Origin of the sequence: Pseudomonas fluorescens (genome assembly GCF_001623525.1) — a bacterium.
Classification (GTDB): domain Bacteria; phylum Pseudomonadota; class Gammaproteobacteria; order Pseudomonadales; family Pseudomonadaceae; genus Aquipseudomonas; species Aquipseudomonas fluorescens_Q.
On record NZ_CP015225.1, the window covers coordinates 5,112,093 to 5,137,929 of the forward strand.

The 25,837-nt window shown below is 62.1% G+C and carries 21 protein-coding genes; 13 read left to right on the forward strand and 8 right to left on the reverse strand.

Annotated elements, in window-relative coordinates; translation table 11 throughout:
* Positions 1-45: 45 nt before the first annotated feature.
* Complete coding sequence (locus TK06_RS21990) at positions 46-1,188, forward strand: MFS transporter (RefSeq protein ID WP_063323809.1); 1,143 nt, start codon at positions 46-48, stop codon at positions 1,186-1,188.
* A gap of 121 nt (positions 1,189-1,309) precedes the next feature.
* Here TK06_RS21990 and TK06_RS21995 read toward each other — a convergent pair whose 3' ends face one another.
* Complete coding sequence (locus tag TK06_RS21995) at positions 1,310-2,875, reverse strand: phospholipase D family protein (protein WP_063323810.1); 1,566 nt, start codon at positions 2,873-2,875, stop codon at positions 1,310-1,312.
* 61 nt (positions 2,876-2,936) lie between these two features.
* Positions 2,937-4,370 carry a PLP-dependent aminotransferase family protein gene (locus tag TK06_RS22000; protein ID WP_063323811.1) on the reverse strand — a complete coding sequence of 478 codons (1,434 nt, stop codon included), beginning with the start codon at positions 4,368-4,370 and terminating at the stop codon, positions 2,937-2,939.
* Between the two features lie 180 nt (positions 4,371-4,550).
* Between TK06_RS22000 and TK06_RS22005 the strand changes: the two genes are divergently transcribed.
* Positions 4,551-4,796 (forward strand): DUF1127 domain-containing protein, encoded by a 246-nt coding sequence (locus TK06_RS22005; RefSeq protein ID WP_063323812.1) that lies wholly within the window; start codon positions 4,551-4,553, stop codon positions 4,794-4,796.
* A gap of 117 nt (positions 4,797-4,913) precedes the next feature.
* Here TK06_RS22005 and TK06_RS22010 read toward each other — a convergent pair whose 3' ends face one another.
* Complete coding sequence (locus tag TK06_RS22010; RefSeq protein ID WP_063323813.1) at positions 4,914-6,227, reverse strand: NAD(P)/FAD-dependent oxidoreductase; 1,314 nt, start codon at positions 6,225-6,227, stop codon at positions 4,914-4,916.
* A gap of 145 nt (positions 6,228-6,372) precedes the next feature.
* On the opposite strand from TK06_RS22010, the gene TK06_RS22015 reads away from it, so the two are divergent.
* Positions 6,373-6,726: a YkgJ family cysteine cluster protein gene (locus tag TK06_RS22015; protein WP_063323814.1), complete on the forward strand. Its 354-nt coding sequence runs from the start codon at positions 6,373-6,375 to the stop codon at positions 6,724-6,726.
* 64 nt (positions 6,727-6,790) lie between these two features.
* On the opposite strand, the gene TK06_RS22020 is transcribed toward TK06_RS22015, so the two are convergent.
* The gene (locus TK06_RS22020; protein ID WP_003206849.1) at positions 6,791-7,279 is read right to left on the reverse strand and encodes an Lrp/AsnC ligand binding domain-containing protein; all 489 of its coding nucleotides are present in this window, start codon (positions 7,277-7,279) and stop codon (positions 6,791-6,793) included.
* Between the two features lie 155 nt (positions 7,280-7,434).
* On the opposite strand from TK06_RS22020, the gene dadA reads away from it, so the two are divergent.
* From dadA to TK06_RS22050, 6 genes are all read left to right on the forward strand, one after another.
* On the forward strand, positions 7,435-8,739 hold the full coding sequence (gene dadA / locus TK06_RS22025) for a D-amino acid dehydrogenase (protein ID WP_063323815.1): 1,305 nt from the start codon (positions 7,435-7,437) through the stop codon (positions 8,737-8,739).
* Positions 8,711-9,064, forward strand: coding sequence for a RidA family protein (locus tag TK06_RS22030; protein ID WP_003206844.1), 354 nt, complete (start codon positions 8,711-8,713; stop codon positions 9,062-9,064). Before dadA ends, TK06_RS22030 begins: the two co-directional genes overlap by 29 nt.
* 97 nt (positions 9,065-9,161) lie before the next feature.
* Positions 9,162-10,235, forward strand: a complete 1,074-nt coding sequence (gene alr / locus TK06_RS22035) for an alanine racemase (protein WP_063323816.1) — start codon at positions 9,162-9,164, stop codon at positions 10,233-10,235.
* Between the two features lie 128 nt (positions 10,236-10,363).
* Positions 10,364-10,912, forward strand: coding sequence for a cupin domain-containing protein (locus TK06_RS22040; RefSeq protein ID WP_003206841.1), 549 nt, complete (start codon positions 10,364-10,366; stop codon positions 10,910-10,912).
* A gap of 182 nt (positions 10,913-11,094) precedes the next feature.
* Positions 11,095-11,508: a c-type cytochrome gene (locus TK06_RS22045; RefSeq protein ID WP_063323817.1), complete on the forward strand. Its 414-nt coding sequence runs from the start codon at positions 11,095-11,097 to the stop codon at positions 11,506-11,508.
* A gap of 136 nt (positions 11,509-11,644) precedes the next feature.
* The gene (locus TK06_RS22050; protein ID WP_063323818.1) at positions 11,645-13,567 is read left to right on the forward strand and encodes an acetyl-CoA hydrolase/transferase C-terminal domain-containing protein; all 1,923 of its coding nucleotides are present in this window, start codon (positions 11,645-11,647) and stop codon (positions 13,565-13,567) included.
* Between the two features lie 56 nt (positions 13,568-13,623).
* On the opposite strand, the gene TK06_RS22055 is transcribed toward TK06_RS22050, so the two are convergent.
* Positions 13,624-14,196 (reverse strand): xanthine phosphoribosyltransferase, encoded by a 573-nt coding sequence (locus tag TK06_RS22055; RefSeq protein WP_063323819.1) that lies wholly within the window; start codon positions 14,194-14,196, stop codon positions 13,624-13,626.
* Between the two features lie 57 nt (positions 14,197-14,253).
* A complete protein-coding gene (gene rep, locus TK06_RS22060) occupies positions 14,254-16,263 on the reverse strand; it encodes a DNA helicase Rep (RefSeq protein ID WP_063323820.1) in 2,010 nt (669 codons plus the stop codon).
* 273 nt (positions 16,264-16,536) lie between these two features.
* Here rep and TK06_RS22065 point away from each other — a divergent pair, with 273 nt between their 5' ends.
* Positions 16,537-18,207, forward strand: a complete 1,671-nt coding sequence (locus TK06_RS22065; protein WP_063323821.1) for a putative bifunctional diguanylate cyclase/phosphodiesterase — start codon at positions 16,537-16,539, stop codon at positions 18,205-18,207.
* 48 nt (positions 18,208-18,255) lie between these two features.
* Here TK06_RS22065 and TK06_RS22070 read toward each other — a convergent pair whose 3' ends face one another.
* On the reverse strand, positions 18,256-19,650 hold the full coding sequence (locus tag TK06_RS22070; RefSeq protein ID WP_063325198.1) for a NorM family multidrug efflux MATE transporter: 1,395 nt from the start codon (positions 19,648-19,650) through the stop codon (positions 18,256-18,258).
* A 158-nt stretch (positions 19,651-19,808) separates the two neighbouring features.
* Here TK06_RS22070 and TK06_RS22075 point away from each other — a divergent pair, with 158 nt between their 5' ends.
* The 3 genes from TK06_RS22075 (at position 19,809) to TK06_RS22085 (ending at position 24,343) form a co-directional block, all read left to right on the forward strand.
* Positions 19,809-20,729 carry a LysR substrate-binding domain-containing protein gene (locus TK06_RS22075; RefSeq protein WP_063323822.1) on the forward strand — a complete coding sequence of 307 codons (921 nt, stop codon included), beginning with the start codon at positions 19,809-19,811 and terminating at the stop codon, positions 20,727-20,729.
* A gap of 187 nt (positions 20,730-20,916) precedes the next feature.
* On the forward strand, positions 20,917-22,893 hold the full coding sequence (locus tag TK06_RS22080; RefSeq protein ID WP_063323823.1) for a methyl-accepting chemotaxis protein: 1,977 nt from the start codon (positions 20,917-20,919) through the stop codon (positions 22,891-22,893).
* 235 nt (positions 22,894-23,128) lie between these two features.
* A complete protein-coding gene (locus TK06_RS22085; RefSeq protein WP_063323824.1) occupies positions 23,129-24,343 on the forward strand; it encodes an aldose 1-epimerase family protein in 1,215 nt (404 codons plus the stop codon).
* Here the strand turns inward: TK06_RS22085 and TK06_RS22090 are convergent, their stop codons facing one another.
* Positions 24,344-25,837 (reverse strand): YifB family Mg chelatase-like AAA ATPase, encoded by a 1,494-nt coding sequence (locus TK06_RS22090; protein WP_063323825.1) that lies wholly within the window; start codon positions 25,835-25,837, stop codon positions 24,344-24,346.

The following is a 25,837-nucleotide window of genomic DNA, read 5'->3' on the forward strand; positions in this document are numbered from 1 at the left end:
TTTGGGTGGCGCTTGGGATTGATAACTGTCCACAGGAGCGTGGAAATGCGTTGGGCGACCTATTTCGCCGTGTTGGCGTCTGTCCTGAGTGTCGGCCTGGCCTTGGGTGTGAGCATGCCGCTGGTGTCGCTGCGCCTGGAGGGCTGGGGTTATGGCTCGTTTGCCATTGGCGTGATGGCCGCCATGCCGGCCGTGGGGGTGTTGCTCGGGGCCAAGGTGTCCAGCCGGCTGGCGGCGCGGTTTGGCACGGCAGCGTTGATGCGTCTGTGCCTATGGGGCGGCGCGGTGTCCATCGGGTTGCTGGCGTTGCTGCCCAGCTATCCGGTCTGGCTGCTGCTGCGCCTGTTGATTGGCGTGGTCCTGACCTTGGTGTTCATTCTGGGTGAGAGTTGGATCAACCAACTGGTCATTGAGAAATGGCGTGGGCGACTGGTGGCGCTGTACGGCAGCAGCTACGCCTTGAGCCAGTTGTCCGGCCCGCTGCTGCTGGGCGCGCTGGGGACCGCTCATGACTACGGGTTCTGGGTGGGTGTCGGTTTGCTGCTGGTCGCACCCTTACTGTTGCTGGGCCGTAGCGGTGCGCCGAGCAGCGAGGCTGGCAGCGTTACGTTTGGCGACTTGTGGACGTTTTGCCGGGGCTTGCCGGCGATTGCCTGGGCGGTCTCGTTGTTCGCCGCGTTCGAGGCCATGATCCTCACGTTGCTGCCGGTCTATTGCCTGCGCCAGGGCTTCACCGCCGACGTAGCGCTGGCGATGGTCAGCACCGTGGTGGTCGGTGATGCCCTGTTGCAGTTGCCCATTGGTGCCCTGGCCGATCGCGTGTCTCGTCGGGCGCTGTTGACGGGCTGTGCAGTGGTGCTGACGTTATCGAGCCTGGCGGTTCCGCTGTTGATCGATACCCTGTTGATCTGGCCGCTGTGGGTACTGTTCGGCGCCAGTGCCGGCGGTTTGTTCACGTTGTCGCTGATCCTGATCGGCGAGCGTTACCGTGACGATGCGCTGGTGCGGGCCAACGCTCACATCGCGCAGCTGTGGGGCCTTGGTTGCCTGATCGGGCCGCTGGTGGCGGGGGCGGGCAGTCAGTGGATCAGCGGGCATGCGCTGCCTTTGTTCATGGCCGCAGGGGCGTTTGGCCTGGTGATCCTGCTGTTGCGCCAGGGGGCATTCGGGGCGACACAGGCGGCCTGAGCACACCAAACCCCTGTGGTGAGGGAGCTTGCTCCCGCTCGGTTGCGCAGCAACCGCAAAAGCCGGGACTGCTTCGCAGTCCAGCGGGAGCAAGCTCCCTCGCCACAACAGCGGGGTGCCCCTACAGCATCCGCTCCAACCCGATCGTCGTGCTGAACCAGGCATTGAATCGGCGCCACCAACTGCCCGGTTCGCGGTTCAGGTCGTGCGTCTGGCCATTGTCTTCGGTGGTCCAGACGAGCGTTCCATCCTCCAGCCTGGCCTGATAGCTCAGGGCTGGCGCCATGCCCTGCAAGGCCAGTTCGCGCACTTGGCTGGCGAGTTCAGGGCTGTCCACCAGCACGCCGACTTCGGTGTTCCACAGCACCGAGCGCGGATCGAAATTGAACGAGCCGATGAACGATTTCTGCTGGTCGAAGATGATCGCCTTGCTGTGCAGGCTGGAGTCCGATTGGCCGTAGGACTTGCTGTAGAACAGGTGCGGGCTGCTGCCGGTGTCGCCCGGTTGTCGTCGCAGTTCGAACAGGCGCACGCCATGTTGCAACAGGGCCTTGCGGTACGGTGCATAGCCGCCGTGCACGGCGGGCACGTCGGTGGCTTCCAGGGAGTTGGTCAGCAGGCTCACCGACACGCCGGCATCGGCGCGACTGGTCAGATACACCAAGCCTGGCTGGCCGGGGACGAAGTAGGCGGAAATCATGATCAGTTCTTTGCTGACACCCGTCAGCTCGGGGGCCAGTTGGGTGGTCAACAACAGTTGAGGGTCCGGTTCGTCCTTGGCCAGCACTTTGCTGGGCGCGTCCCACAGTGCCTGGTTCCAGGCCCAGATCAGTTGATCGCGCCAAGTGTCCAGGCGTGGTTGGGTTTTGTAGGCGGTCAGCTGCTGGTAGAGCGCGTGGTTTTCCTTGTGGGTCTGCTCCAGGGACTCTTGCAGGCGCAGGCGGTTGTTGGCCAGGTCCTTGGGCGTGGGGCGATGGGACAGGAACTGTTCGATGGGTTTGCTCAGGGCGCTGTTCCAGTACTGGTCGAAGCTGTGGCCCAATTGTTCGGCCACCGGACCGACACTGAGCAGGTCGATGTCGGTGAAGTTCAGGTTGGGTTCGGCGTCGAAGTACTCATCGCCCAGGTTGCGACCGCCGACGATGGCCATGCTGTTGTCCGCCAGCCACAGCTTGTTGTGCATCCGGCGGTGTTGCAACGACAGGTTGAACAGGCGCCCAAGGCTGCGAGTCACGCCGGTAGCGCGTCCCAGGTGCAGCGGATTGAACAGGCGGATCTGGATTTGCGGATGAGCGGCGAGGGTGGCGATGATCTGATCCTGGCCATCGCTGGTGGTGTCGTCCAGCAATATCCGTACGCGCACGCCCCGGTCGGCGGCCTTGAGCAATTCATCCACCAGCATCCGCGTGCTGATGCCGTCATGGACGATGTAGTACTGCAAATCCAGGCTGCCTTGGGCGTGGCGAATCAACTCGGCCCGGGCGATGAACGCGTCGGTGCTGTCCGACAGCAGCCGAAAGCCCGAGCGTCCTTCATGGGCGGCAGCCTGGGCCTGGACCGAGCGGCCGAACGAAGATTCGGCGGCCGGTAAGGCCTGGGAGGGCTCGCGAGTGACATCAAGACTGGCGCAGCCGCTCAGCAGTGAGGCGACTAACAGCAGCGCAGGCAGGATCGGTCTGGATCTCACGTAGGATCGTTCCGCTTGTTCACGTTGATCGGCTGTTGGGTGCTGCTTCCCTGGGTAAAGTTCAGACGACGTCGCGCTGGGTTTCGTTCAACAACGCGATAGCGGCGGTTCCGACCTTGCGTACGGCCTCTTCGATCTGGGCCGTTGGTTTGGCAGCGTAGTTCATCCGCAGGCAGTTGCGGTACTTGCCCGATGCCGAAAAGATGCTGCCGACAGCGACCTGCACGCCTTGGTCGAGCAGGACCCGATTGAGCTTCAGCGTGTCGAAGCCTTCCGGCAATTCGACCCACAGCATGAAGCTGCCCCGCGGGCGACTGGCCCGGGTGCCCGGTGGGAAATAGCGGCTGACCCAATCGATCATCACGTCGCGATTGCGCTGGTATTGCGTACGCATCCGGCGTAAATGGGGTTCGAAATGCCCTCCCTTGAGAAATTCGGCAATGGCGATCTGCGGTTGTGGCGCGGTGGAGCCGGTGCTGATGTATTTCATGTGCAGCGCCCGCTCCAGATACCGGCCCGGCGCGACCCAGCCAATGCGCAGTCCTGGCGCCAGGGTCTTGGAAAAAGAACTGCAGAGCAGGACGCGGCCGTCTTCATCGAAGGACTTGATGGTGCGCGGGCGAGGGTAGGTGTAGGCCAGCTCGCCATACACATCATCTTCGATGATCGCCACGTCGAAGCGCTGTGCCAGGGTCAGCAGCGCGCGTTTATTAGCGTCGGGCATGATGTAGCCCAGCGGGTTATTGCAGCTGGGAGTCAACTGTATGGCCTTGATCGGCCATTGCTCCAGCGCCAGTTCCAGGGCATCGAGGCTGATGCCGGTGAGCGGGTCGGTGGGGATTTCCAAAGCCTTCATGCCCAGGCCCTTGAGGGTTTGCATGGCCCCGTGAAAGCTGGGTGAATCCACTGCGACGATATCGCCTTGTTCGCAGGTGGCGCGGATGCTGACCGACAGGGCCTCATGACAGCCAGTGGTGACGATCAAGTCGTTGGGCCCCAGCTGGCAGCCGGAGTCCAGCGACAGCCGGGCGATCTGTTCACGTAGCGCGAGGTTGCCGTAGATGTTGTCGTAATACAGGCCGGGCATGTCTTGTCGGCGGCTGATCTGCGCCAGGCTGCGCAGCAGCGGTTTCATGGTCGGCGAATGGATATCCGGCATGCCGCGTCCCAGTTGCACCACGTCCGGGCGCGGTACGGCGCGGATCAGTTCCAGCACCTGGTCCCACTGGGAAATATCCACTGGGCGCTGGGCCGGACGGCCTACCACCGGCAGGTCCGGCAGTTCGCGGCCCACGGGTACGAAATAGCCGGACTTGGGCCTCGGCATCGCCAGCCCGCTGTCTTCCAGCACGCGATAGGCCTGCTGCACCGTACTCAAGCTGACCCCATGTTCCGTGCTCAATGCCCGCACTGATGGCAGCCGGTCGCCGGGGCGGTAGAAGCCCTGTTCGATGCGGGTACCGAGCAATTCGGCGAGGTTCACGTAGAGGGTCATGGTGCGCTCCCGATGAGATGAGGCAACTGCAACCAATACAGTTGGGGTGGAAAATGGCAATTCAGTGCCGCTAATGCCGAATCTGTATGCTTATAAAAGAAACTGGTTGAATCTGTATCGCTTCAAGCCGTCCGCGCATCATGAAACCTCTGGCTACCCAAGTAAACAGGAGCGATCAAAATGAACGGCTTGAGCGATGTGCGGCTGACGTTACACAGTCAGGAACTGGCGGCAGGGCGGAAGAAAGGGCTGCGCAGCGCGACATTGCGCAATGCGCCGTCCGGCCTGAACCGCTGGGCCCTGTTCTGGCATCGTCTGCATACACGCAAGGCCTTGTTGGAACTTACACCCGAACAGTTGCGTGACATCGGGCTGAGTCGGGAGCAGGCACGGGAGGAGGGGCTCAAACCGTTCTGGCGGCTTTGAAGCAATAGGAACCCGGTGGCGAGGGAGCTTGCTCCCGCTCGGTTGCGCAGCAACCGCAAAAAGAAGGTCTGCTACGCAGCCCAGCGGGAGCAAGCTCCCTCGCCACCGGATCCAGGACTAAACCAACTCTTTCAACCGATGCCACAACATCCCCAGCGCCAACAGCGGTGAGCGCAAATGCTTGCCTCCCGGGAAGGTCATGTGCGGGACCTGGGCGAACAGATCGAAACCGCTGCTGTGCTGCCCGCTGATGGCTTCGGCCAATAGTTTGCCGGCCAGGTGCGTGGCATTCACCCCATGGCCGGAATAGGCCTGGGCGTAATACACATTGGGTTGGTCCTTGAGCCGACCGATCTGTGGCAAACGGTTGGCGCCGATACCAATCATCCCGCCCCATTGATAATCGATTTTCACATCCGCCAATTGCGGGAACACCTTGAGCATCTTCGGACGCATGTAGGCGCCAATATCCTGCGGGTCGCGACCGGAATAGTGACAGGCCCCGCCGAACAGCAAGCGTCGATCCGCCGAAAGCCGGTAGTAGTCCAGGGCCACGCGTTGATCGCAGACCGCCATGTTCTGTGGCAACAACGCCTGCGCCTGGGCCTGGCTCAAGGGTTCGGTGGCGATGATGTAGCTGCCAGCGGGCAGCACTTTGCCGCCCAGTTGCGGATTGAGTCCATTGAGGTAAGCGTTGCAGCCCAGCACCAGCGTCTTGGCGCGGACCGAGCCCTGTTGGGTGTGCACCTTCACTTCAGGACCGTAGTCGATCCGTGTGACCGCCGATTGCTCGAACAGCCGGACCCCCAGCTGTTGCGCGGCGGCGGCTTCGCCCAGGGCCAGGTTCAGTGGATGCAGATGCCCCGAGCCCATGTCGATCAACCCACCGACGTAGCGATCCGAACCCACGACGCTGTGCATTTCGTTGGCTTGCAGCAGTCGGGTCGGATGGCGATAACCCAGGCTGCGCAGTTCTTCGGCGTCTTCGGCGAAGCCCTCCAGGTCGCTGGGCTTGTTGGCGAGGTCGCAGTAACCCCAGGTGAGGTCGCACGGGATCTGGAAACGCTCGACGCGCTGTCGGACGATTTCCACGGCCTCAAGGCCCATGAGCTTCATCTGGCGCACGCCGTCGGCGCCGATGATCGGCGCAAACTGATCGAGGCCATGGCCGACGCCACGAATCAATTGGCCGCCGTTGCGCCCGCTGGCGCCCCAGCCGATCCGGTGCGCTTCCAGCAGCACCACGCTCATGCCGCGCTCCGCCAGTTCGATGGCCGTGTTCAACCCGGAGAACCCGCCGCCGACCACGCAGACATCCGCCAGCAGTTCACCCTGCAGCAGCGGATGGTCCGGTTGCGGCAGGCTGCTGGCGGCGTAATAAGAGGCGGCGTGCGCGTGGCTCGGGACAGGTTGCTGAACACGGGCGTTCATGTGCGTAATCCTGATTTTTGTGTTTGAGAAATTTTACGGAGCATAAGCTGGCGATTCCTTACTGGGCAACACCGGTCGGCTGGCGCTGTCTGGTGCGCGGCTTTTAAGGCAGAATCCTGGACCGTCTCCTTCGGTAACCGCCTCGATGAGCTGCAACAGTCAAAAAATCCGCACGCTACGCCAGCAGATTCCCTCGTTCGAGTGCGTACCGGGCTGCCATGACTGCTGTGGTCCGGTGACCACCTCGCCCGAGGAAATGGCCCGCTTGCCCCGCAAGACTCGGGCCGAACAGGACGCGGCCATGGACGCACTCGACTGCGTGCACTTGGGGCCTGACGGTTGCACCGTCTACGACGAGCGCCCGCTGATCTGCCGGCTGTTCGGCACCACGGCGACCTTGCCGTGTCCCAATGGACGGCGGCCGGTGGAACTGATTCATCCGCGGGTCGAGAAGCAGATTCATGAATACATGGCTGCTAATCGGCAGGTTCTAGTCTAGTGAGATCGTTCCCATGTTTCGCGTGGGAATGCTGCCCGCTCGCGAAAGCGGTCCGGAGCCAGGCTCAATCCGGAATCGGCAGGTTCAAGCTCTCCTTCACCTCTTCCATCACGATGTAGCTCTTGGATTCACGCACATGGGGCAGCTTGAGCAGGATGTCCCCCAGCAGCTTGCGGTACGAAGCCATCTCGGAAATCCGTGCTTTCACCAGATAGTCGAAATCCCCTGACACCAAGTGACATTCCAACACGTGAGGCAGTTTCAGCACGGCGCGTCGGAACTCTTCGAACGTGTCGCCGGATTTGTAGTCGAGGCTGATCTCGACAAACACCAGCAGGCTACCCTTCAAGTGCTGCGGATTGAGCCGGGCGTTATAGCCCATGATGATGCCCTCGCGCTCCAGGCGCCGTACCCGCTCGGTGCAGGGCGTGGTGGAGAGGCCGACCTTTTCCCCCAGCTCGGTGAAGGAGATGCGCCCGTCCGCCTGGAGTATGCGCAGGATATTGCGGTCGATCTTGTCCAGCTCACGTTTGGTCTGGGTGTTGGTACGCACAGGTGATGCGCCTCCGTGAAAAGGGTTTTTGCCGAGAATTCTCGCCAAATATAGGCGTTTATATAGTGAAAAGCACTGGCTGATCTTTTTTACACTGCGACCATCAAAGCTATGTACAACAAACGTCAGCGGTTATCCGCGATGAGGGCATCAACATGCGCGTTCTGGTCTTGGGTAGCGGCGTCATCGGTACCGTCAGTGCTTATTATCTGGCCCGTGCCGGGTTTGAAGTGGTGGTGGTCGACCGTCAGCCGGCGCCTGCCATGGAAACCAGTTTCGCCAACGCCGGCCAGGTGTCGCCGGGTTATGCCTCGCCGTGGGCCGCACCGGGCGTGCCGCTCAAGGCCATCAAGTGGCTGCTGCAGCGCCACGCGCCGCTGGCGATCAAGGCCACTGCCGATATTGACCAATACCTGTGGATGGCACAGATGCTGCGCAACTGCACCGCCAGCCGCTATGCGATCAACAAGGAGCGCATGGTGCGCCTGTCCGAGTACAGCCGTGACTGCCTCGACGAGCTGCGCGCCGAAACCGGCATTGCCTACGAGGGCCGTAGCCTGGGGACCACCCAGCTGTTCCGCACCCAGGCCCAGCTCGATGGCGCGGCAAAAGACATCGCCGTGCTGAAAGAGTCGGGTGTGCCGTTCGAAGTACTCGACCGCGCGGGCATTGCCCGGGTTGAACCGGCCCTGGCGAATGTCACCGACATTCTGGCCGGCGCCCTGCGCTTGCCCAACGACCAGACCGGCGACTGCCAGATGTTTACCACGCGCTTGGCGGAAATGGCCGAGAAGCTCGGAGTGCAATTCCGCTTCGGCCAGGATATCCAGCGCCTGGACTTCGCCGGTGACCGCATCAACGGTGTCTGGATCGACGGCAAGCTGGAAACCGCCGACCGCTACGTCCTTGCCCTGGGCAGCTACTCGCCGCAACTGCTCAAGCCTCTCGGGATCCGTGCACCGGTGTATCCGCTCAAGGGCTACTCCCTGACCGTGCCGATCACCAACCCGGCGATGGCGCCGACTTCGACCATTCTCGACGAAACCTATAAGGTCGCGATCACCCGCTTCGACAACCGTATTCGGGTGGGCGGCATGGCGGAAATCGCCGGTTTTGACCTGTCTCTCAACCCACGTCGGCGCGAAACCCTGGAGATGATCGTCAACGACCTTTATCCTCAGGGCGGCAATCTGGCCGAGGCGAGTTTCTGGACCGGCTTGCGCCCGACCACCCCGGATGGCACGCCCATCGTTGGTGCTACGCCCTTCAAGAATCTGTTCCTGAACACCGGCCATGGCACCCTTGGATGGACCATGGCCTGTGGTTCCGGTCGCCTGTTGGCCGACCTGATGGCGAAGAAAAAGCCGCAGATCAGCGCCGAAGGCCTCGATATTTCCCGTTATGGCAGCAAACACCAGGAGTCTGCAGAACATGTCAATCCAGCGCCAGCTCACCAATGACCGCATGAGCCAGGTTGTCGTGCACAACGGCACCGTTTACCTGGCCGGACAGGTCGGCGACGACATGAACGCCGGTATTGAACAGCAGACCCGCGAAAGCCTGGCCAATATCGAGCGCTTGCTGGACCTGGCCGGAACCGACAAGAATCGTTTGCTATCGGTGACGATCTACTTGAAGGACATCGAGGCTCACTTCGAAGGCATGAACGCGGTCTGGGACAAATGGTTGCCCAAGGGCGTCGCCCCGGCCCGCGCCACGGTGGAAGCCAAGCTGTGCGAACCGGAGATCCTGGTGGAGCTGTCCGTCGTGGCCGCGTTGCCTTAAATACCGGCCCAAACGATCCCTCTCCCGGTGCTGTTGGTGGTTCATGCTGTCAGCCAGCACCGGTTTTTTATTCATGACCGCCTAGAAGCCTGCCGCCATGCGTCCTGCCCGTGCCCTGATCGATCTCCAAGCCCTGCGTCACAATTACCAATTGGCCCGCGAAGTCACGGGGGCCAAGGCCCTTGCGGTGATCAAGGCCGACGCCTACGGGCACGGCGCGGTGCGTTGCGCCGAGGCGCTGCAGGACACGGCAGACGGGTTTGCCGTGGCCTGCATCGAAGAAGCCCTGGAGCTGCGGGCCGGTGGGATCCGCGGACCGATCCTGCTGCTGGAGGGTTTTTTCGAGGCCAGTGAGCTGTCGTTGATCGTCGAGCACGATTTCTGGTGCGTGGTGCATTCGTTGTGGCAGCTCGAAGCGATTGAAAAAGCCGCGCTGAGCCAGCCGATCACGGTCTGGCTCAAGCTCGATTCCGGTATGCACCGGGTCGGCCTGCATCCGGCGGATTACCAAGCGGCCTACCGTCGCCTGCTCGCCAGCGGCAAGGTGGCGAAGATCGTGTTGATGAGTCACTTCGCCCGTGCCGATGAACTGCACGATCCCAGCAGCACCGAGCAACTGGCGATATTCGACAAAGCCCGCCAGGGCCTGGTGGCGCAGATCAGCCTGCGCAACTCACCGGCCGTGCTGGGCTGGCCGCAGGTACCCAGCGACTGGGTGCGCCCGGGCATCATGCTCTACGGGGCCACGCCCTTCGACGAGCCCAACGCCGTCGCCTCGCGCCTGCAACCGGTGATGACGCTGGAGTCGAAGATCATCTGCGTGCGCGAATTGCCCGCTGGCGAACCGGTGGGCTACGGTGCTCGTTTTGTGACCACGCAACCGACCCGGGTCGGGGTGGTCGCCATGGGCTATGCCGACGGCTACCCGCGCCAGGCGCCGAACGGTACGCCGGTGCTGGTGGATGGGCAGCGCAGCCAACTGGTCGGGCGGGTGTCGATGGACATGCTGTGTGTCGACTTGACCGATGTCCCCCAGGCCGGGCTCGGCTCGACCGTGGAGTTGTGGGGCAAGAACATCCTTGCCAGCGACGTTGCCAAGGCCGCCGACACCATCCCCTATCAGATTTTCTGCAACCTGCGGCGGGTGCCACGGCTCTATTCCGGGCATTGACGTACGGCGTCGGCTACCGAAAGTCGCTTCACCGCACAGGATTCGGGTCCAAGTGTTGTAAATACTGAACGCTGTCGCCATGATAACGCTCACTTTCCTCACAACCTGATTCCCTGGAGGCTCCAGCATTGGACGTCGGTGAACGACTGCAATCCATTCGTAAACTCAAAGGCCTTTCCCAGCGTGAGCTCGCCAAGCGTGCGGGCGTCACCAACAGCACTATTTCAATGATCGAGAAGAACAGCGTCAGCCCCTCGATCAGCTCGCTGCGTAAGGTCCTTGGCGGGATTCCCATGTCCATGGTCGAGTTTTTCTCCGAAGAAATCCTTCAGGAGAAACCGACTCAGATCGTTTATAAAGCCAACGAACTGATCGACATCTCCGACGGCGCCGTGACCATGAAGCTGGTGGGCAGGGCACACCCGAGCCGGGCGATCGCCTTCCTCAACGAAATCTATCCGCCTGGCGCCGATACCGGTGAAGAGATGCTCACCCATGAGGGCGAGGAGACCGGGATCCTGGTAGAGGGGCGGCTGGAACTGGTGGTCGGTGTCGAAACCTTCGTGCTCGAAGCAGGCGACAGCTACTATTTCGAAAGCACCAAGCCCCACCGTTTCCGTAATCCGTTCGATGTGCCGGCGCGACTTATCAGCGCAGCCACACCGGCGAATTTCTAGGAAAAGAGGCGTCAGGCCAGCATGGCAAAGGTGCCCGAGGACCCAGCCGTCTCACAAACAAGACCCTTGCGACTTTGGGGTTGTTTCAGTGTGACGGCCTTACCGCTATACTTGCGCCCGCCTGCAAACCGTGGCCGCAGGCGTGACTAGCCACCATTGAGGGTGTACGCGTGAACCTAATTATGAAAATGCTGGCTGCACCAGCAACCGTATTGGCCCTATGGGCAGTCAGTGCCCAAGCGGCGACCACCGACGAAATCGCCAAGCGCCTCGAACCGGTTGGCCAGGTCTGCGTCCAGGGGAAAGAATGCAAAGGCATGGAAGTTGCCACTGCCGCTGGCGGCGCGGGTGGTGCCAAGAAGCCGGCTGACGTGATTGCAAAGCATTGCAACGCTTGCCACGGCACAGGCCTGCTGGGCGCGCCGAAAATCGGTGACAAGGCGGCCTGGAAAGAGCGCGCCGATCACCAGGGCGGCCTCGACGGCATCCTGGCCAAGGCCATTACCGGCGTCAATGCCATGCCGCCTAAGGGCACCTGCGCCGATTGCTCGGATGACGACCTCAAGGGCGCCATCAAAGAGATGTCCGGCCTGTAATACGCCGATATCTTGCGCAAAAAAGCCGCTTACGAGCGGCTTTTTTGTGCCCCGGGGTTTTCCAGGGCTGTTCATCGCAACCAAGACCCGGCAAGCTCGGTCCAACCCACATTCATGGAGTGTCCAGGAGGGTCCGATGGTGCAGTTGTGTTCAATCGAGCAGGCGGTGGATGACGTGCTCGAGCGCCTGCCCGCGCATATTCATCTCGGCATGCCCCTGGGGCTAGGCAAACCCAACCTGTTCGCCAACGCGCTGTACCGGCGCATTGCACAACTGCCCGAGCGGCAGTTGACCATCTATACGGCCCTGAGCCTGGGCCGACCGAAATTGGGCGATGGTCTGCAGAAGCGCTTCCTCGAGCCCTTTGTCGAACGGGTCTTCGGCGACTATCCCGAACTGGATTACCTGGCCGACCTGCATCAGGACAGCCTGCCACCCAACATACGAGTCGAGCAGTTCTTCATGCAGCCCGGCAGCTTGCTGCACAGCGCCTCGGCCCAGCAGAGCTACGTCAGCAGCAACTACAGCCATGCCGCCCGGGACATCAACGCCGCCGGCTTGAACCTGGTGGCGCAACTGGTGGCGAGCGATCCTGAGCATCCGGATCGCCTGAGCCTGAGCTGCAACCCGGACATCACCCTCGACCTGCTGCCGATGATCGCCAAGCGGCGGGCGGCCGGGGAGACCATCCTCCTGGTCGGCCAGGTGCACAACGATTTGCCCTACATGCCGGGCGACGCGGAAGTCGGCATCGACGCTTTCGACCTGTTGATCGACGAGAAGGACAGCCACACCTTGTTTTCCACGCCGAACATGCCGGTGGGCTTCCAGGACCATCTGATCGGCCTGCACGCCAGTACCCTGGTGCGCGACGGCGGGACGCTGCAGATCGGCATCGGCGCCATGGGCGATGCATTGACCGCAGCGTTGCTGGCGCGTCAGGCCGATAACGCCGGCTACCAGGCCTTGCTGGCCGATCTGAACCTCAGCCAGTGGGCACAATTGATCGAGCGCGAAGGCGGGGTCGAGCCGTTTGCCAAAGGGCTTTATGGCTGCAGTGAAATGTTCGTCAACGGTTTGCTGGTGCTGGCGGAGGCCGGAATCGTCCGGCGCAAGGTCTATCCCGATGTTCCGACCCAGGAACGGGCCAACGCCGGCACCCTCGATGAGGCGGCGCAACCTGACGGCATTTGCATACACGGCGGATTTTTCCTCGGGCCGCGCAGTTTTTATGAGCGCCTGCGCGAGTTGCCGCAAAGCCGTCTTCTCGAATTCAACATGACACGCATCAGTTACATCAACGAGCTGTACGGCCAGGAACAGCTCAAGCGCCTGCAGCGCCTCGACGCCCGCTTCATCAATACGGTCTTCATCATGACCCTGATGGGTGCCGGGGTGGCCGATCAGCTGGAGGACGGGCGGGTGCTCAGCGGCGTGGGCGGGCAGTACAACTTCGTTGCCCAGGGCCATGCGCTGGAGGGTGGGCGTTCGATCCTGCTGCTGCGCAGTTGGCGTGAGGCCGGGGGCGAGATCAGCTCGAATATCGTCTGGGACTACGGACATTGCACGATTCCCCGGCACTTGCGCGACATCGTGGTGACCGAATACGGCATCGCCGACCTGCGCGGCAAGACCGATGCGGCGGTGATCGAGGCGCTGCTGAACATCAGCGACTCACGCTTCCAGCCGGGGCTGATCGAGCAGGCACAAAAAGCCGGTAAGTTGCCGAAGGATTTTCGTCTCGATCCGCGATTCGCCGACAACACTTCGGAGCGTTTGCAGGCGATCCAGGCGCGGCATCCGAACCTGTTTCCGGAGTATCCGCTGGGCTGCGATTTTGACGACGTAGAGCGAGACCTGTTGCGGGCGCTGAACTGGCTCAAGAGCAAGTTCAAGCTCACCGAGATCCTGGAGCTGGGCAAGGCCGCCCTCGATGCGCCGGAGCCCTGGGAGTTTGCCGGGCATTTGGGGCGGATGCAGCTGACCAGCCCCGAAGGGCTGAAGGAGGAGTTGTTCCAGCGTTTGTTGCTTGCCGGCCTCAAGGCCACTGCGCCATAGCGAACACCGATAACCCTGTGGGAGCTTGCTCACACCCACAGGGTTAAATGGGGTGCTCAATCGATAAAGGTCACGACCCCGCCAGCCAGCGACTTCACCCGGGCTAACGATTCAACGCGATAACCCTGGGCATCCAATTCCGCGCGACCACCCTGGAACGACTTCTCGATCACGATCCCCAAGCCTGCCACGGTGGCGCCAGCCTGCTTGATGATGGAGATCAGCGCCTGGGAGGCTTTGCCGTTGGCCAGGAAGTCATCAATGATCAGTACCCGGTCGCTGCTCGTCAGGTGACGTGGGCTGATGGCGACGGTGCTTTCGGTTTTCTTGGTGAACGAATACACGGTGGCCGACAGCAGGTTTTCCGTCAGGGTCAGGGACTGTTGCTTGCGGGCGAAGATCACCGGTACGCCCAGGTTCAGCCCGGTCATGATCGCCGGGGCAATGCCCGAGGCTTCGATGGTGACGATCTTGGTGATGCCCGAATCCTTGAACAACGCGGCAAATTCGTCGCCGATCAGCTTCATCAACTGTGGGTCGATCTGATGGTTCAGGAACGCGTCGACTTTCAGGACCTGATCGGAAAGCACGATGCCTTGTTCACGAATTTTCTGCTGCAGGGCTTCCATGAAGCCTCCTCTGATGACGCCTTGAGCGCCTGAAGTCGTTGAAAAAAGTAGTCGATTCTAGCGCTTTAGCATCGCGCGTATATCCGCCAGGGCGCTGTTGCCGCGAACGACTTTGACTTCCGTCGGCGTGTCGTCGTTGCCTTCCCAGGCCAGGTCGTCGGGCGGCAGCTCATCGAGAAAGCGGCTGGGGGCGCAGTCGATCACTTCGCCGTATTGCTTGCGCTTGGCGGCAAAGGTGAAGGCCAGCGTCTGGCGTGCCCGGGTAATGCCGACGTAGGCCAGGCGCCGTTCTTCCTCGATGGTGTCGGCCTCGATGCTGGAGCGGTGCGGCAGGATTTCTTCTTCCATGCCCATGATGAACACGTAGGGGAATTCCAGGCCCTTGGAGGCGTGCAGCGTCATCATCTGCACGCCTTCGGCGCCGTCTTCCTCTTCTTGCTGGCGTTCGAGCATGTCCCGCAGCACGAGTTTGCCGATGGCGTCCTCGACGGTCATGTCGCCGTCTTCGTCTTTTTCCAGGGTGTTCTTCAACGCCTCGATCAGGAACCAGACGTTGCTCATGCGGTAGTCGGCGGCCTTGTCGCTGGAGCTGTTGGTACGCAGCCAGTTTTCGTAGTCGATGTCCATGACCATGCTGCGCAGTGCTGAAATCGGATCTTCCCCGGCGCACTGTTCGCGAACCTTGTCCATGAAGCGCTTGAAGCGCGCCAGGCGGTCGGTGAAGCGGCTGTCCAGGTGCTCGCCCAGGCCGATTTCGTCGGTGGCGGCGTACATCGAGATCTTGCGCTCGGTGGCGTAGTTGCCGAGTTTTTCCAGGGTGGTCGAACCGATTTCCCGGCGCGGCACGTTGATCACCCGCAGGAAGGCGTTGTCGTCGTCCGGGTTCACGATCAGGCGGAAGTAGGCCATCAGGTCCTTCACTTCCTGGCGTCCGAAAAAGCTGTTGCCCCCCGACAGGCGATAAGGAATCTGGTGGTGCTGCAGTTTCAGCTCGATCAGCTTGGCCTGGTAGTTGCCGCGGTACAGGATCGCGAAGTCGCTGTACGGCCGGTCGGTGCGCAGGTGCAGGCTGAGGATTTCCATGGCCACGCGCTCGGCTTCGGCGTCTTCGTTGCGGCAACGGATCACACGGATCTCGTCGCCGTGGCCCATCTCGCTCCACAGTTGTTTTTCGAACTCGTGGGGGTTGTTGGAAATCAGCACGTTGGCACAGCGCAGGATGCGGCTGGTGGAGCGGTAGTTCTGCTCCAGCATCACCACTTTGAGCGACGGATAGTCATCCTTGAGCAGCATCAGGTTTTCCGGCCGCGCGCCGCGCCAGGCATAGATCGACTGGTCGTCGTCGCCTACCACGGTGAACTGGTTGCGCGTACCGATCAGCAGCTTCACCAGCAAGTACTGGCTGGCGTTGGTGTCCTGGTATTCGTCCACCAGCAGGTAGCGGACCTTGTTCTGCCATTTCTCGAGGATGTCGGCGTGGTCCTGGAACAGCTTGACCGGCAACAGGATCAGGTCGTCGAAGTCCACCGCGTTGAACGCCTTGAGCGTGCGCTGGTAGTGGGTGTAGACGATGGCGGCGGTCTGCTCCTTGGGATTACGGGCGTTTTCCAGGGCTTGTGGCGGCAGGATCAGGTCGTTTTTCCACGAGCCGATCATGTTCTTGATCTCGTCCACGCCGTCGTCGCCCGAGTATTCCTTCTGCATGATGTCGGTCATCAGGGCCTTGACGTCGGTCTCGTCGAAAATCGAGAACCCTGGCTTATAGCCCAGCCGCGCGTGTTCCTTGCGGATGATGTTCAGGCCCAGGTTGTGGAAGGTGCAGACCGTCAGGCCGCGGCCTTCGCCGGCGCGCAGCAGGCCGCCGACCCGTTCCTTCATTTCCCGGGCGGCCTTGTTGGTGAAGGTCATGGCGACGATGTACTGGGCGCGGATGCCACAATTCTGGATCAGGTGCGCGATCTTGCGGGTGATTACGCTGGTCTTGCCGGAGCCTGCACCGGCGAGCACCAAAAGAGGGCCGCCGACATAGTTCACGGCTTCTTGCTGCCGGGGATTGAGTCGGGACATGACAGAGTCAGGGAGTCGTTTGCGAAATGGGCCGGCATTTTAACAGGCTCTGAGAATTGTGCTGCTCTGTCCGACTTGTGACGCACAGCGCATTGTCATTTGCCGCTTCTGCTACTTTCACGCAGGATGTGGGGCCAATTGCGTCCAGCGCAGGATTTGGAGTGGAAAAAAACCACCAAAACCGCGTGTTTGAGAACCATTGGCATTGGTCATTGCCCATCGGCGCGTCATAATGCCCGGCGCCTACCACCTTGCAGAGTCTAGGGAGTCAGCTTGTCAACGCCTGTCGAACCCTTGCGTTTGCTGTTATTGGCCCAAGAGCCTGCGTGGTCAGCAATATTGCGCGAGTGCCTGGCGCCCTTGGGGCCCTCGGTCGTGTTGATCAGCGCCCCGAGCTGGGAGTCGGTCAGCAGCCTGTTCGAAGATAATCGCAACGCGGTGTTGCTGACCGTTACGGCGTTGCAGCCGGCGCCGGGCCGTTGCAGCCTGCCGACGATCCTGTTGCTTGAGCACGAGCCGGCGGTTGCCCCCGACGGTGTCAGCGACTGGTTGGTGCGTGATGTCCTCGACAGCGCGACCCTGCGTCGTTGCCTGCGCCATGTGCGCGAACGCGGCGTGCTGGAAAACACCTTGCAGCGCCTCGCCGAACAGGACCCGTTGACGGGCATCGCCAATCGCCAGGGTTTCCAGACGCTGCTGGCGGCGCGCCTGGCGGAAAACGACGGCCGTGGCCTGGCGCTCGGTCACCTGGACCTGGACAACTTTCGTCACGCCAACGACGCCCTCGGTCACCAGGCCGGTGACCGCTTGATCCTGCAAGTGGTGTCGCGGCTCAAGAGCTCGCTCGAGGCCGGCGATCAATTGGCGCGGTTGGGCAGTGATGAATTTGCCCTGCTGATCGACACCCGCCGCGCACCACAGCGGGCCGAGTGGATGGCCGAGCGTATTACCGAAGCCTTGGCCGAACCCTATTGGGTGGACGGTGAAAGCCTGCTGATCGGCTGCAGCCTGGGCGTTGCCCATGCTCGCGCCCAGGCCGGCGCCGATCCGCTGATGTGGCACGCCCACATCGCCATGCAGCAGGCCAAGAGCACCCAGGGCTGCACCTTTCATATCTTCAACGAGCGCATCAATCGCAACGCCCGCAGCCTCGCCGACCTGGAAAGCGAACTGCGCCGGGCACTGCGCCGTGACGAGTTGGAACTGCATTACCAGCCACGGCTGAACCTCGATGGCGGCCACATTGTCGGCCTCGAAGCGTTGGTACGCTGGCGTCACGGCGAACGTGGCTTGCTGCCACCGAGTGAGTTCGTGCCGCTGGCCGAACAGAGCGGCCTGATCGTGCCGCTGGGCTACTGGGTGATTTCCCGGGCGCTGCGGGACATGCAGGCCCTGCGCGAGCGTGGGCTGGCGCCGTTGCACATGGCGGTCAACCTGTCGTTCCGGCAGTTCCAGGACAGCCAGTTGCTGCCGACCCTGAGCCGGCTGATTGCCGAGCGGGGTGTCGAGGCGCAATGGCTGGAGTTCGAACTCACCGAAACCGCCGTCATGCGCCGCAGCGAACTGGTCAAGCAGACCATGGATGCCCTGGGCCGCCTGGGGGTGCGCTTCTCCCTGGACGACTTCGGCACCGGCTTCTCCTCGTTCGTGCACCTCAACAGCCTGCCGATCGCCTTGCTCAAGATCGACAAGAGCTTCGTCGGTGGCATGGAGCAGCGCGAAGAGAACCGCAAACTGGTGCACGCGATGATCAACCTGGCGCACAACCTCAATCTGGAAGTGGTGGCCGAAGGTGTGGAAACCCAGGAACAACTGGACCTGCTACGCGGCTTCGGTTGCGACCAGGTGCAGGGTTTCCTGATCAGCAAGCCGTTGCCGTTGCCGGAGTTGGTTGAGTACTTGATGTTCGAGGGTGATCAGCAGTCGATGCTGGAAATCAGCTGACACAAACCCATGTGTGCGGGCTTGCTCGCTCCCACAAAGGGATGGATTTCACTTGGCCTGGATGGCCTCGAAACGCTGCCGTCCGGGCTCACTGCGAATCATCCGCTTCATCTTCCATTCAAACGCCGCTGTCAGGCTCACGGCCGCGCAGGCCAGCCCCAGGGCCAGGCCCCACCAGACGCCAGTCGGCCCCCAGTTCAGGTGGAACGCCATCCACCACGCCGCCGGCGCGCCGATCAGCCAATAGCAACCCAGGCCCACCAGGAAGGTGGTCTTGGCGTCCTTGAGCCCGCGAATGCAGCCCATGGCGATGGTTTGCGTGCCATCGAACAGCTCGAACCATGCAGCCACCGCCAGCAGGCTCACAGCCAGGTTGATCACATCGCGGAACGCCGGGTCGTCGTGGTCCAGGAACAAGCCGACCAATTGATGGGGCAGCAGCCAGAACACCATGGCGAACGCCAGCATGGCGGCCGCGCCAAAGCCAATCCCGACCCGACCGGCCAGGCGTGCCATCAGCAGTTGCCCGGCACCGTAGTGCTGGCCGATGCGCATGGTGATGGCGTAGGACATCCCGGCCGGCACCATGAACGCCACCGAGACGATTTGCAGCGCGATCTGGTGGGCTGCCAACGACGTGCTGCCCATGGTGCCCATGCACAGCGCGGCGAACGCAAACAGCCCGACCTCCACCGCGTAGGTGCCGCCAATCGGCAGGCCCAGGCGCCACAGTTCCTTGAGGTACTGGCGATTGGGCCGCGACAGGCCTTCGAGCAACGGATAGGCGCGGTAGGCCGGGTGCCGATGGATATGCCAGGCCAGCGCCAGGGCCATGCAGTTGGCAACGATAGCCGTGACCAGGCCAATCCCCATCAGGCCGAGTTTCGGCAGGCCGAACATTCCGGTGATGAGCGCGTAATTGAGCAGGAAGTTGGCCACGGTGCCGCCGAGGCTGATCACCATGACCGGTGTGGCCCGGCCAATGGCGCTGGTGAAACCGCGCAGGGCCATGAAGCTCAAGTAGCCGGGCAGGGCGAACGGCAGCGCCAGCAGGAACTGTCCGGCGGACAGCACGTTGGTTTCGGTCTGGCCGAACATCAGCAGCACTGGTTTGAGATTCCACAACAGCAACCCGGCCATCAGCGCCATCAGCCAGGCCAGCCATAACCCGGCCTGGGTCAACCGGGTGGCGCCTTCGACATCGCCTGCGCCCTGGCGGATCGCGACCAGCGTGCCCACCGCAGCGATCACGCCGATGCAGAAGATCGACACGAACGAATAGGTGGCCGCCCCAAGCCCGCCGCCGGCCAAGGCTTCGGGGCTCAGGCGCGCCATCATCACGGTGTCGGTGAGCACCATCAGCATGTGCGCCAACTGCGAGGCAATCAACGGCCCCGCCAGCCGCAGGAGGGCCCAGAGTTCGGTACGCACCGGATGCCGCATGATCATCACGCTCCATGTTCAAACAAGGCAGTAAAGCAACGATTCTCGGCGCTCTCGGCGGATTGCACAAAGGGATAAAAAAGATCGCTGGCATGATTAAAACTCATGCTGGACGCGTTTCTGGTAGGGTTTGCAAACAACGCCATGGAGCTTTTGCGATGTCTCGTCGTCTTCCTCCTCTTTATGCGCTGCGGGCATTCGAAGCCGCGGCGCGCTACAGCTCGTTCACCCGCGCCGCTGAAGAGCTGTCGATCACCCAGAGCGCCGTCAGCCGGCACATTCGCACGCTGGAAGATCACTTTGCCTGTCGGCTGTTCTTGCGCAGCGGCCGTAACCTGCAATTGACCGAGGCCGCACGGTTGCTGTTGCCGGGCGTACGTGAGGGCTTCATGGCGCTGGAGCGGGCTTGCCATACCTTGCATGGTGAGGACGGCATCCTGCGCATGAAGGCGCCTTCCACGCTGACCATGCGCTGGTTGTTGGCGCGCTTGAGTCGCTTCCGGCATTTGCAGCCCGGCAACGAGGTGCAACTGACCAGTGCCTGGATGGACGTCGACTCGGTGGACTTCAACGTCGAGCCCTTCGATTGCGCCGTGCTACTGGGCAACGGGCATTTTCCGGCAGACTGGGAGGCCAGTTTGCTGTTTCCCGAGGAATTGATCCCGGTGGGCGCGCCGAACCTGTTGAACGACCAGCCCTGGGATGTGGCGCGGTTGGCCAGCGCTGAATTGCTGCACCCCACGCCGGATCGCCGGGACTGGCGCAATTGGCTGCAACGCATGGGGCTGTCCGACAAGGTCTCGCTCAAAGGGGGGCAGGTGTTCGATACCCTGGAGCTGGGCATGATCGCGGCAGCACGCGGCTATGGGGTCTCCATGGGCGATCTGCTGATGGTGGCTGAAGACGTCGCCCAGGGGCGCCTGAGCCTGCCATGGCCGACGGCTGTCGCCAGCGGTGAACACTATTACCTGGTCTGGCCGAAAACCCGGCCGGGAGGTGAACGTTTGCGCCGGCTCAGCGACTTCCTCCAAGGTGAGGTGAAGGCCATGCAATTACCTGATGTGCAGCGTCTGGGCTGAAACGTTGCAGTTGGCGTGCTAGCCACTTGATATTAATCCTTCCAAGCCGCTCAAGTATTTGGCTTTGCCGCCGAATCCGTGAACATGGAACCCTCGTTCAGAAAGGGTCTACTTACACCTCACCCGAATAAAATGCCGAGCGTGCGAGCGTGATCAGGATGATCCGGTCTCTCGGCCAGGAGCCGTCATGTCTCAACCCCGTGCCCGGATCGCCTCACAGCTAGGCCTTGCCCTCGCTGTGATATTGGCGGTCGTGATCTCCGGCAGTACCGTCTTCGCCTTGCGTTCGCTGGACGCTGCCAACCTCGCCACCCGTGAAGAACACCTGGCCAGCGAAGCGCGCCTGATGGCCGATCAGCTCAATACGTTCCACGGTACCTTGCGCGAGAGTACCCAGCGCTTGGCCGGCCTGTTCGAAAAGCGCTTCAGCGCGGGCCTGAGCGTGCATCCAGACCAGCCGGTGACAGTGGCGGGCGTGCAAACCCCAGGCTTGAACCTGGGTAGCGAAGTGTTGAACAACAACTTCAAGGAAGTGGACGACTTCAAAGCGATGACAGCCGGGGTCGCCACGGTATTCGTGCGCAGCGGCGACGATTTCATCCGCGTCAGTACTTCCGTCAGCAAACAGGACGGTACGCGGGCCATCGGCACTGTGCTCGACCGCGCCGGTCCCGCCTACGGCCCGGTGATCAGCGGGCAGAGCTACATTGGTCGGGCCCTGCTTTTCGGGCGCTTCTACATGTCGCAGTACACGCCGGTACGCGACAGCAGCGGCAAGATCATTGCCGTGTTGTACGTAGGCTTCGACTACACCGATGCGCAGAACGCGCAGTTCGAGAACCTCAAGCGCTTCCGTATCGGCCAGACCGGTTCCCTGGCGCTGCTGGACGAACAAAACAAATGGCTGGTACCGCCGGCCGGCGTTCAGGCGCTGGACAACGCTACCGCAACCATCACGGGCCTGATCAAAAAGCCGGGCAAAGGCGCGTTCTGGACCGATACCGCCGAAGACTTCTACAGCGTTGCCGTACCGTTCGAAGGTGGGCCGTGGGCGGTGGTGGCGAGCATGCCCAAAACCGAGATTCGTGCCGTGACCTGGAGCGTCGGTACGCAACTGGCCATTGGCAGCCTGCTGGCGATGTTGTTGGCGGTCGGCTCGGCGATGTGGTTGCTGCGCAGCAAACTGGCGCCGCTCGGGGACCTGGTGCGCCAGGCCGAAGCCTTGGGCGCCGGTGACCTGAGCGTGCGCCTGAACGTGTCGAGCCATGATGAGATCGGTCAGTTGGCCCGTGCCTTCAACCAGATGAGCCAGGCCTTGTCGACCATGGTTGAGCACATCCGCAAGGCCTCCCAGGAGGTCAACAGCCGTGCCCAGGCGCTGTCCGGGTTGTCCAGCGGGGCGTATGAAGGCATGGAGCAGCAATCCGGCGAAATCACCAGCATGGCCGGCGCGGTGGAAGAGTTCAGTGCGACCTCATTGAACATTGCCGACAACATGGGCAACACCGAGCGCCTGGCCCAGGAAAACGCCCAGCAAACCCGCATTGGCCGAACCTCGATGGACGAAGCGTCGTCGTCCCTGGAGCAAATTGCCGGTGCGCTGAACAGCACGGCCACGGTCATCAATACCTTGGGCCAGCGCTCCCAGGAAATCGGCGGCATCGTGGGTGTGATCACCTCGATCGCCGAGCAGACCAACCTGCTGGCCTTGAACGCCGCCATCGAAGCCGCCCGCGCAGGCGAGCAGGGCCGTGGTTTCGCCGTGGTGGCCGATGAAGTCCGCAGCCTGGCTTCCCGTACTCGCCAGGCTACTGACGAAATTTCCAGCATGATCAATAGCATCCAGCAGGAAACCGGCAATGCCATCAGCACGATGGAGCAGGGCAACCTGTTGATGCAGGAAGGCCTGTCGCGCAACGCCAACGTGGCCACGGCCCTGGCCCGAATCGATGAGCAGAGCCGTTCGGCGGGCCAGCAGTTTGCGGCGATCACCACCGCCACACAGGAACAAAGCAGCACTGCGACCCTGCTCAGCAGTAACCTGCAAAGCATCGCCATGGCCAACAGCGAACAGCGCGAAGTGGTCTCGAACCTGGCACTCACCGCCAAGGAACTGGAGAAACTGGCCCAGGACCTGCGCCAAGAGGTTGATCGGTTCCGCTGAAGACTCCCGTCATGAGCAAGCTCACCCATACCCCAGTGAGCGAGCTTGCTCGCGATGACGGCCGCCCGGCCAACATCATCTCAATCTGACCCACCGCCTTCGCGAGCAGACTCGCTCCCACAAAAGCTGCCATCTGGTGGTCGTGCATTTTTTAGGAATATTGCTGTTTTTAAGCTTGCTGAAACGTTTCTTCAAGTCTATAAAAACCGCACAACTCCAATAAAAGGTCGTGACCATGACTCCGCTCAAACTCCTCATCACCCTTGGCGCCTTGGGCGCTGCCTCCCAGGCGATGGCTTGGGACTACGTCCTGCTGGATACGGATAAAGCCGCTCAACCCTGGCAAATCACCAGCCAGCAACTCGGTGTGAAAACCGGCAAGCCCTTTTCCGTGACGATGCGCACCCTGCACGGCGGCCGGCAGGAAGGCGTCAGCATTGTCGACATCGACAATGGCACCCTGAAGCTTTCAGTCGTCCCGACCCGTGGCATGAACGTGCTGCAGGCTTCGGTCGGGAATGTGCGCATGGGTTGGGATTCGCCCGTCAAGGAAGTGGTCAACCCGGCGTTCATCGAACTCAACGGTCGAGGCGGGCTGGGCTGGCTCGAAGGGTTCAACGAGCTGGTCACCCGTTGCGGCTACGAGTGGGTCGGCCATCCCGGCATGGACAATGGTGAGCTGCTGACCCTGCATGGTCGCGCCGCTAATATTCCTGCCAACAAAGTCACGTTGCACATTGATGAAAAACCGCCTTACGCCATCACCCTGCGGGGCGAGTTGAAGGAGCAGGCGTTCAAGAAGGTCGACTTTTCGGTACAGACCGAGCTGGTCACCGAGCCCGGCAGTGTGACGTTCGCGCTCAGCGACACACTGACCAACAACGGCGATTACCCGAAGGAATACCAAGCGCTCTACCACAGCAATTTCAGCACGCCTTTCCTGGAGCAGGGCGCTCGTTTCGCGGCACCGGTCAAGCAGGTCTCGCCGTTCAACGACAAGGCCAAGGGCGATTTGCCGGATTGGCAAACCTACCGAGCCCCGACCAAGGATTATGACGAAACTGTCTATAACGTCGTGCCCTATGCTGACGCCAAGGGCGACACCCTCACCGTGCTGCACAACAAGGCCGGCAGCCTCGGTGTGTCGGTAGGCTTCAACACCGGTACGCTGCCCGTGTTCTCCCTGTGGAAAAATACCGATACCCAAGGCCAGGGCTACGTGACCGGGTTGGAACCGGGCACCAGTTTTTCCTATAACCGCCGGTATCAGCGGCCACTGGGCCTGGTGCCCACGATCGGGCCGAAAGAGCACAAGCAGTTCCAGATCCACTACAGCCTGTTGGCGGACAAGGGCGCTGTGGATAAGGCGCTCAAGCGCATCGATGCGATCCAGAACGGTCAAAAGACCGAAGTGCGCGATACGCCGCTGGTGGACCTGACCAAGCCGTGATCAGGGTGTGGCAGGCCGATACTGCAACGCTTCGGCCAGATGCTCGCGGCGGATGCTTGCCGCTTGTTCCAGGTCGGCCAATGTCCGGGCGACCTTGAGCAGGCGGTGGGCGGCACGCAGCGACAAGGTCAGCCGCTCGCAGGCGGTTTCCAGCCAGGTTTCGTCGGCTGTGGATAACTTGCAATGCCGACGCAGGCCCGGAAGATCCAGGAAGGCATTGGCGCAGCCCTGGCGTCGCTGTTGGCGTTCCCGGGCCTCGGCCACTCGTTCGGCGACGGTGGCCGTGTCCTCGCCCGTTGTGCTCTTCGGGTTAAGTGCGGTGGCTTCCCGGGCCACGGTCAAGTGCAGGTCGATACGGTCCAGCAACGGACCGGACAACTTGTTGCGGTAGCGCTGCACCATGTCCGGTGAGCAGGAGCAACGACCGCTGGGTTCGCCAAGATATCCACAGGGGCAGGGGTTCATCGCCGCCACCAGTTGGAAGCGTGCCGGAAACCGTACTCGATCACGGGCGCGGGACACCACGATGTGCCCTGACTCCAGCGGTTCCCTCAAGACTTCCAGCACCTTGCGGTCGAACTCCGGCAGCTCGTCGAGAAACAGCACGCCATGGTGGGCGAGGGTTATTTCCCCGGGTTGCGGTTTCGACCCGCCACCCACCAGCGCTGGGCCGGAAGCCGAGTGATGGGGCTGGCGAAACGGCCGCTGCGGCCAATGGCTCAGCGGCACGCAACTGGCAACCGACTGAATCGCCGCTACCTCAAGGGCCTCGCTCTCGGCCAGGGGCGGCAGCAGCCCGGGCAGACGACTCGCCAGCAAGGTCTTGCCGGTGCCCGGTGGTCCGCTGAACAACAGGTTATGGGCCCCCGCGGCAGCGATCAGCAGGGCACGCTTGGCCCCGGCCTGGCCTTGTACTTCATTCAGATCGGGGTAGGGCTTGCTGGCCGAGAGCAGCCCATTGGAAACGAAAGGCTCGACCGGTGTGTGCCCATTGAAGTGGGCCACTGCTTCGAGCAGATGATCCACGGCGATCACCTTCAGGCCCGACGCGAGGCAGGCTTCCTCGGCGTTGGCCCGTGGCACCACCAGCATGCGTCCGGCCTTGCGAGCCGCCAGCGCCGCTGGCAGTACCCCGCGCACCGGGCGCACCGCGCCGGACAAGGCCAACTCACCGAGACACTCGACGTCGTCCAGCGTCAGGGTTGGCACCTGCACACTGGCCGACAGGATGCCCAGGGCAATCGCCAGGTCGAACCGCCCGCCGTCCTTGGGCAGATCCGCCGGCGCCAGGTTCAGGGTGATGCGCCGCGCTGGGAAGCTCAGGCCCGAATTGATGATCGCGCTGCGCACCCGGTCCTTGCTTTCCTTCACCGCCGCCTCCGGCAGGCCAACCATCGTCAGCGACGGCAAGCCATTGGCCAGGTGGACTTCAACGGTAACGGCAGGCGCCTCGACCCCTACTTGGGCGCGGCTGTGGACGATGGCAAGCGACAT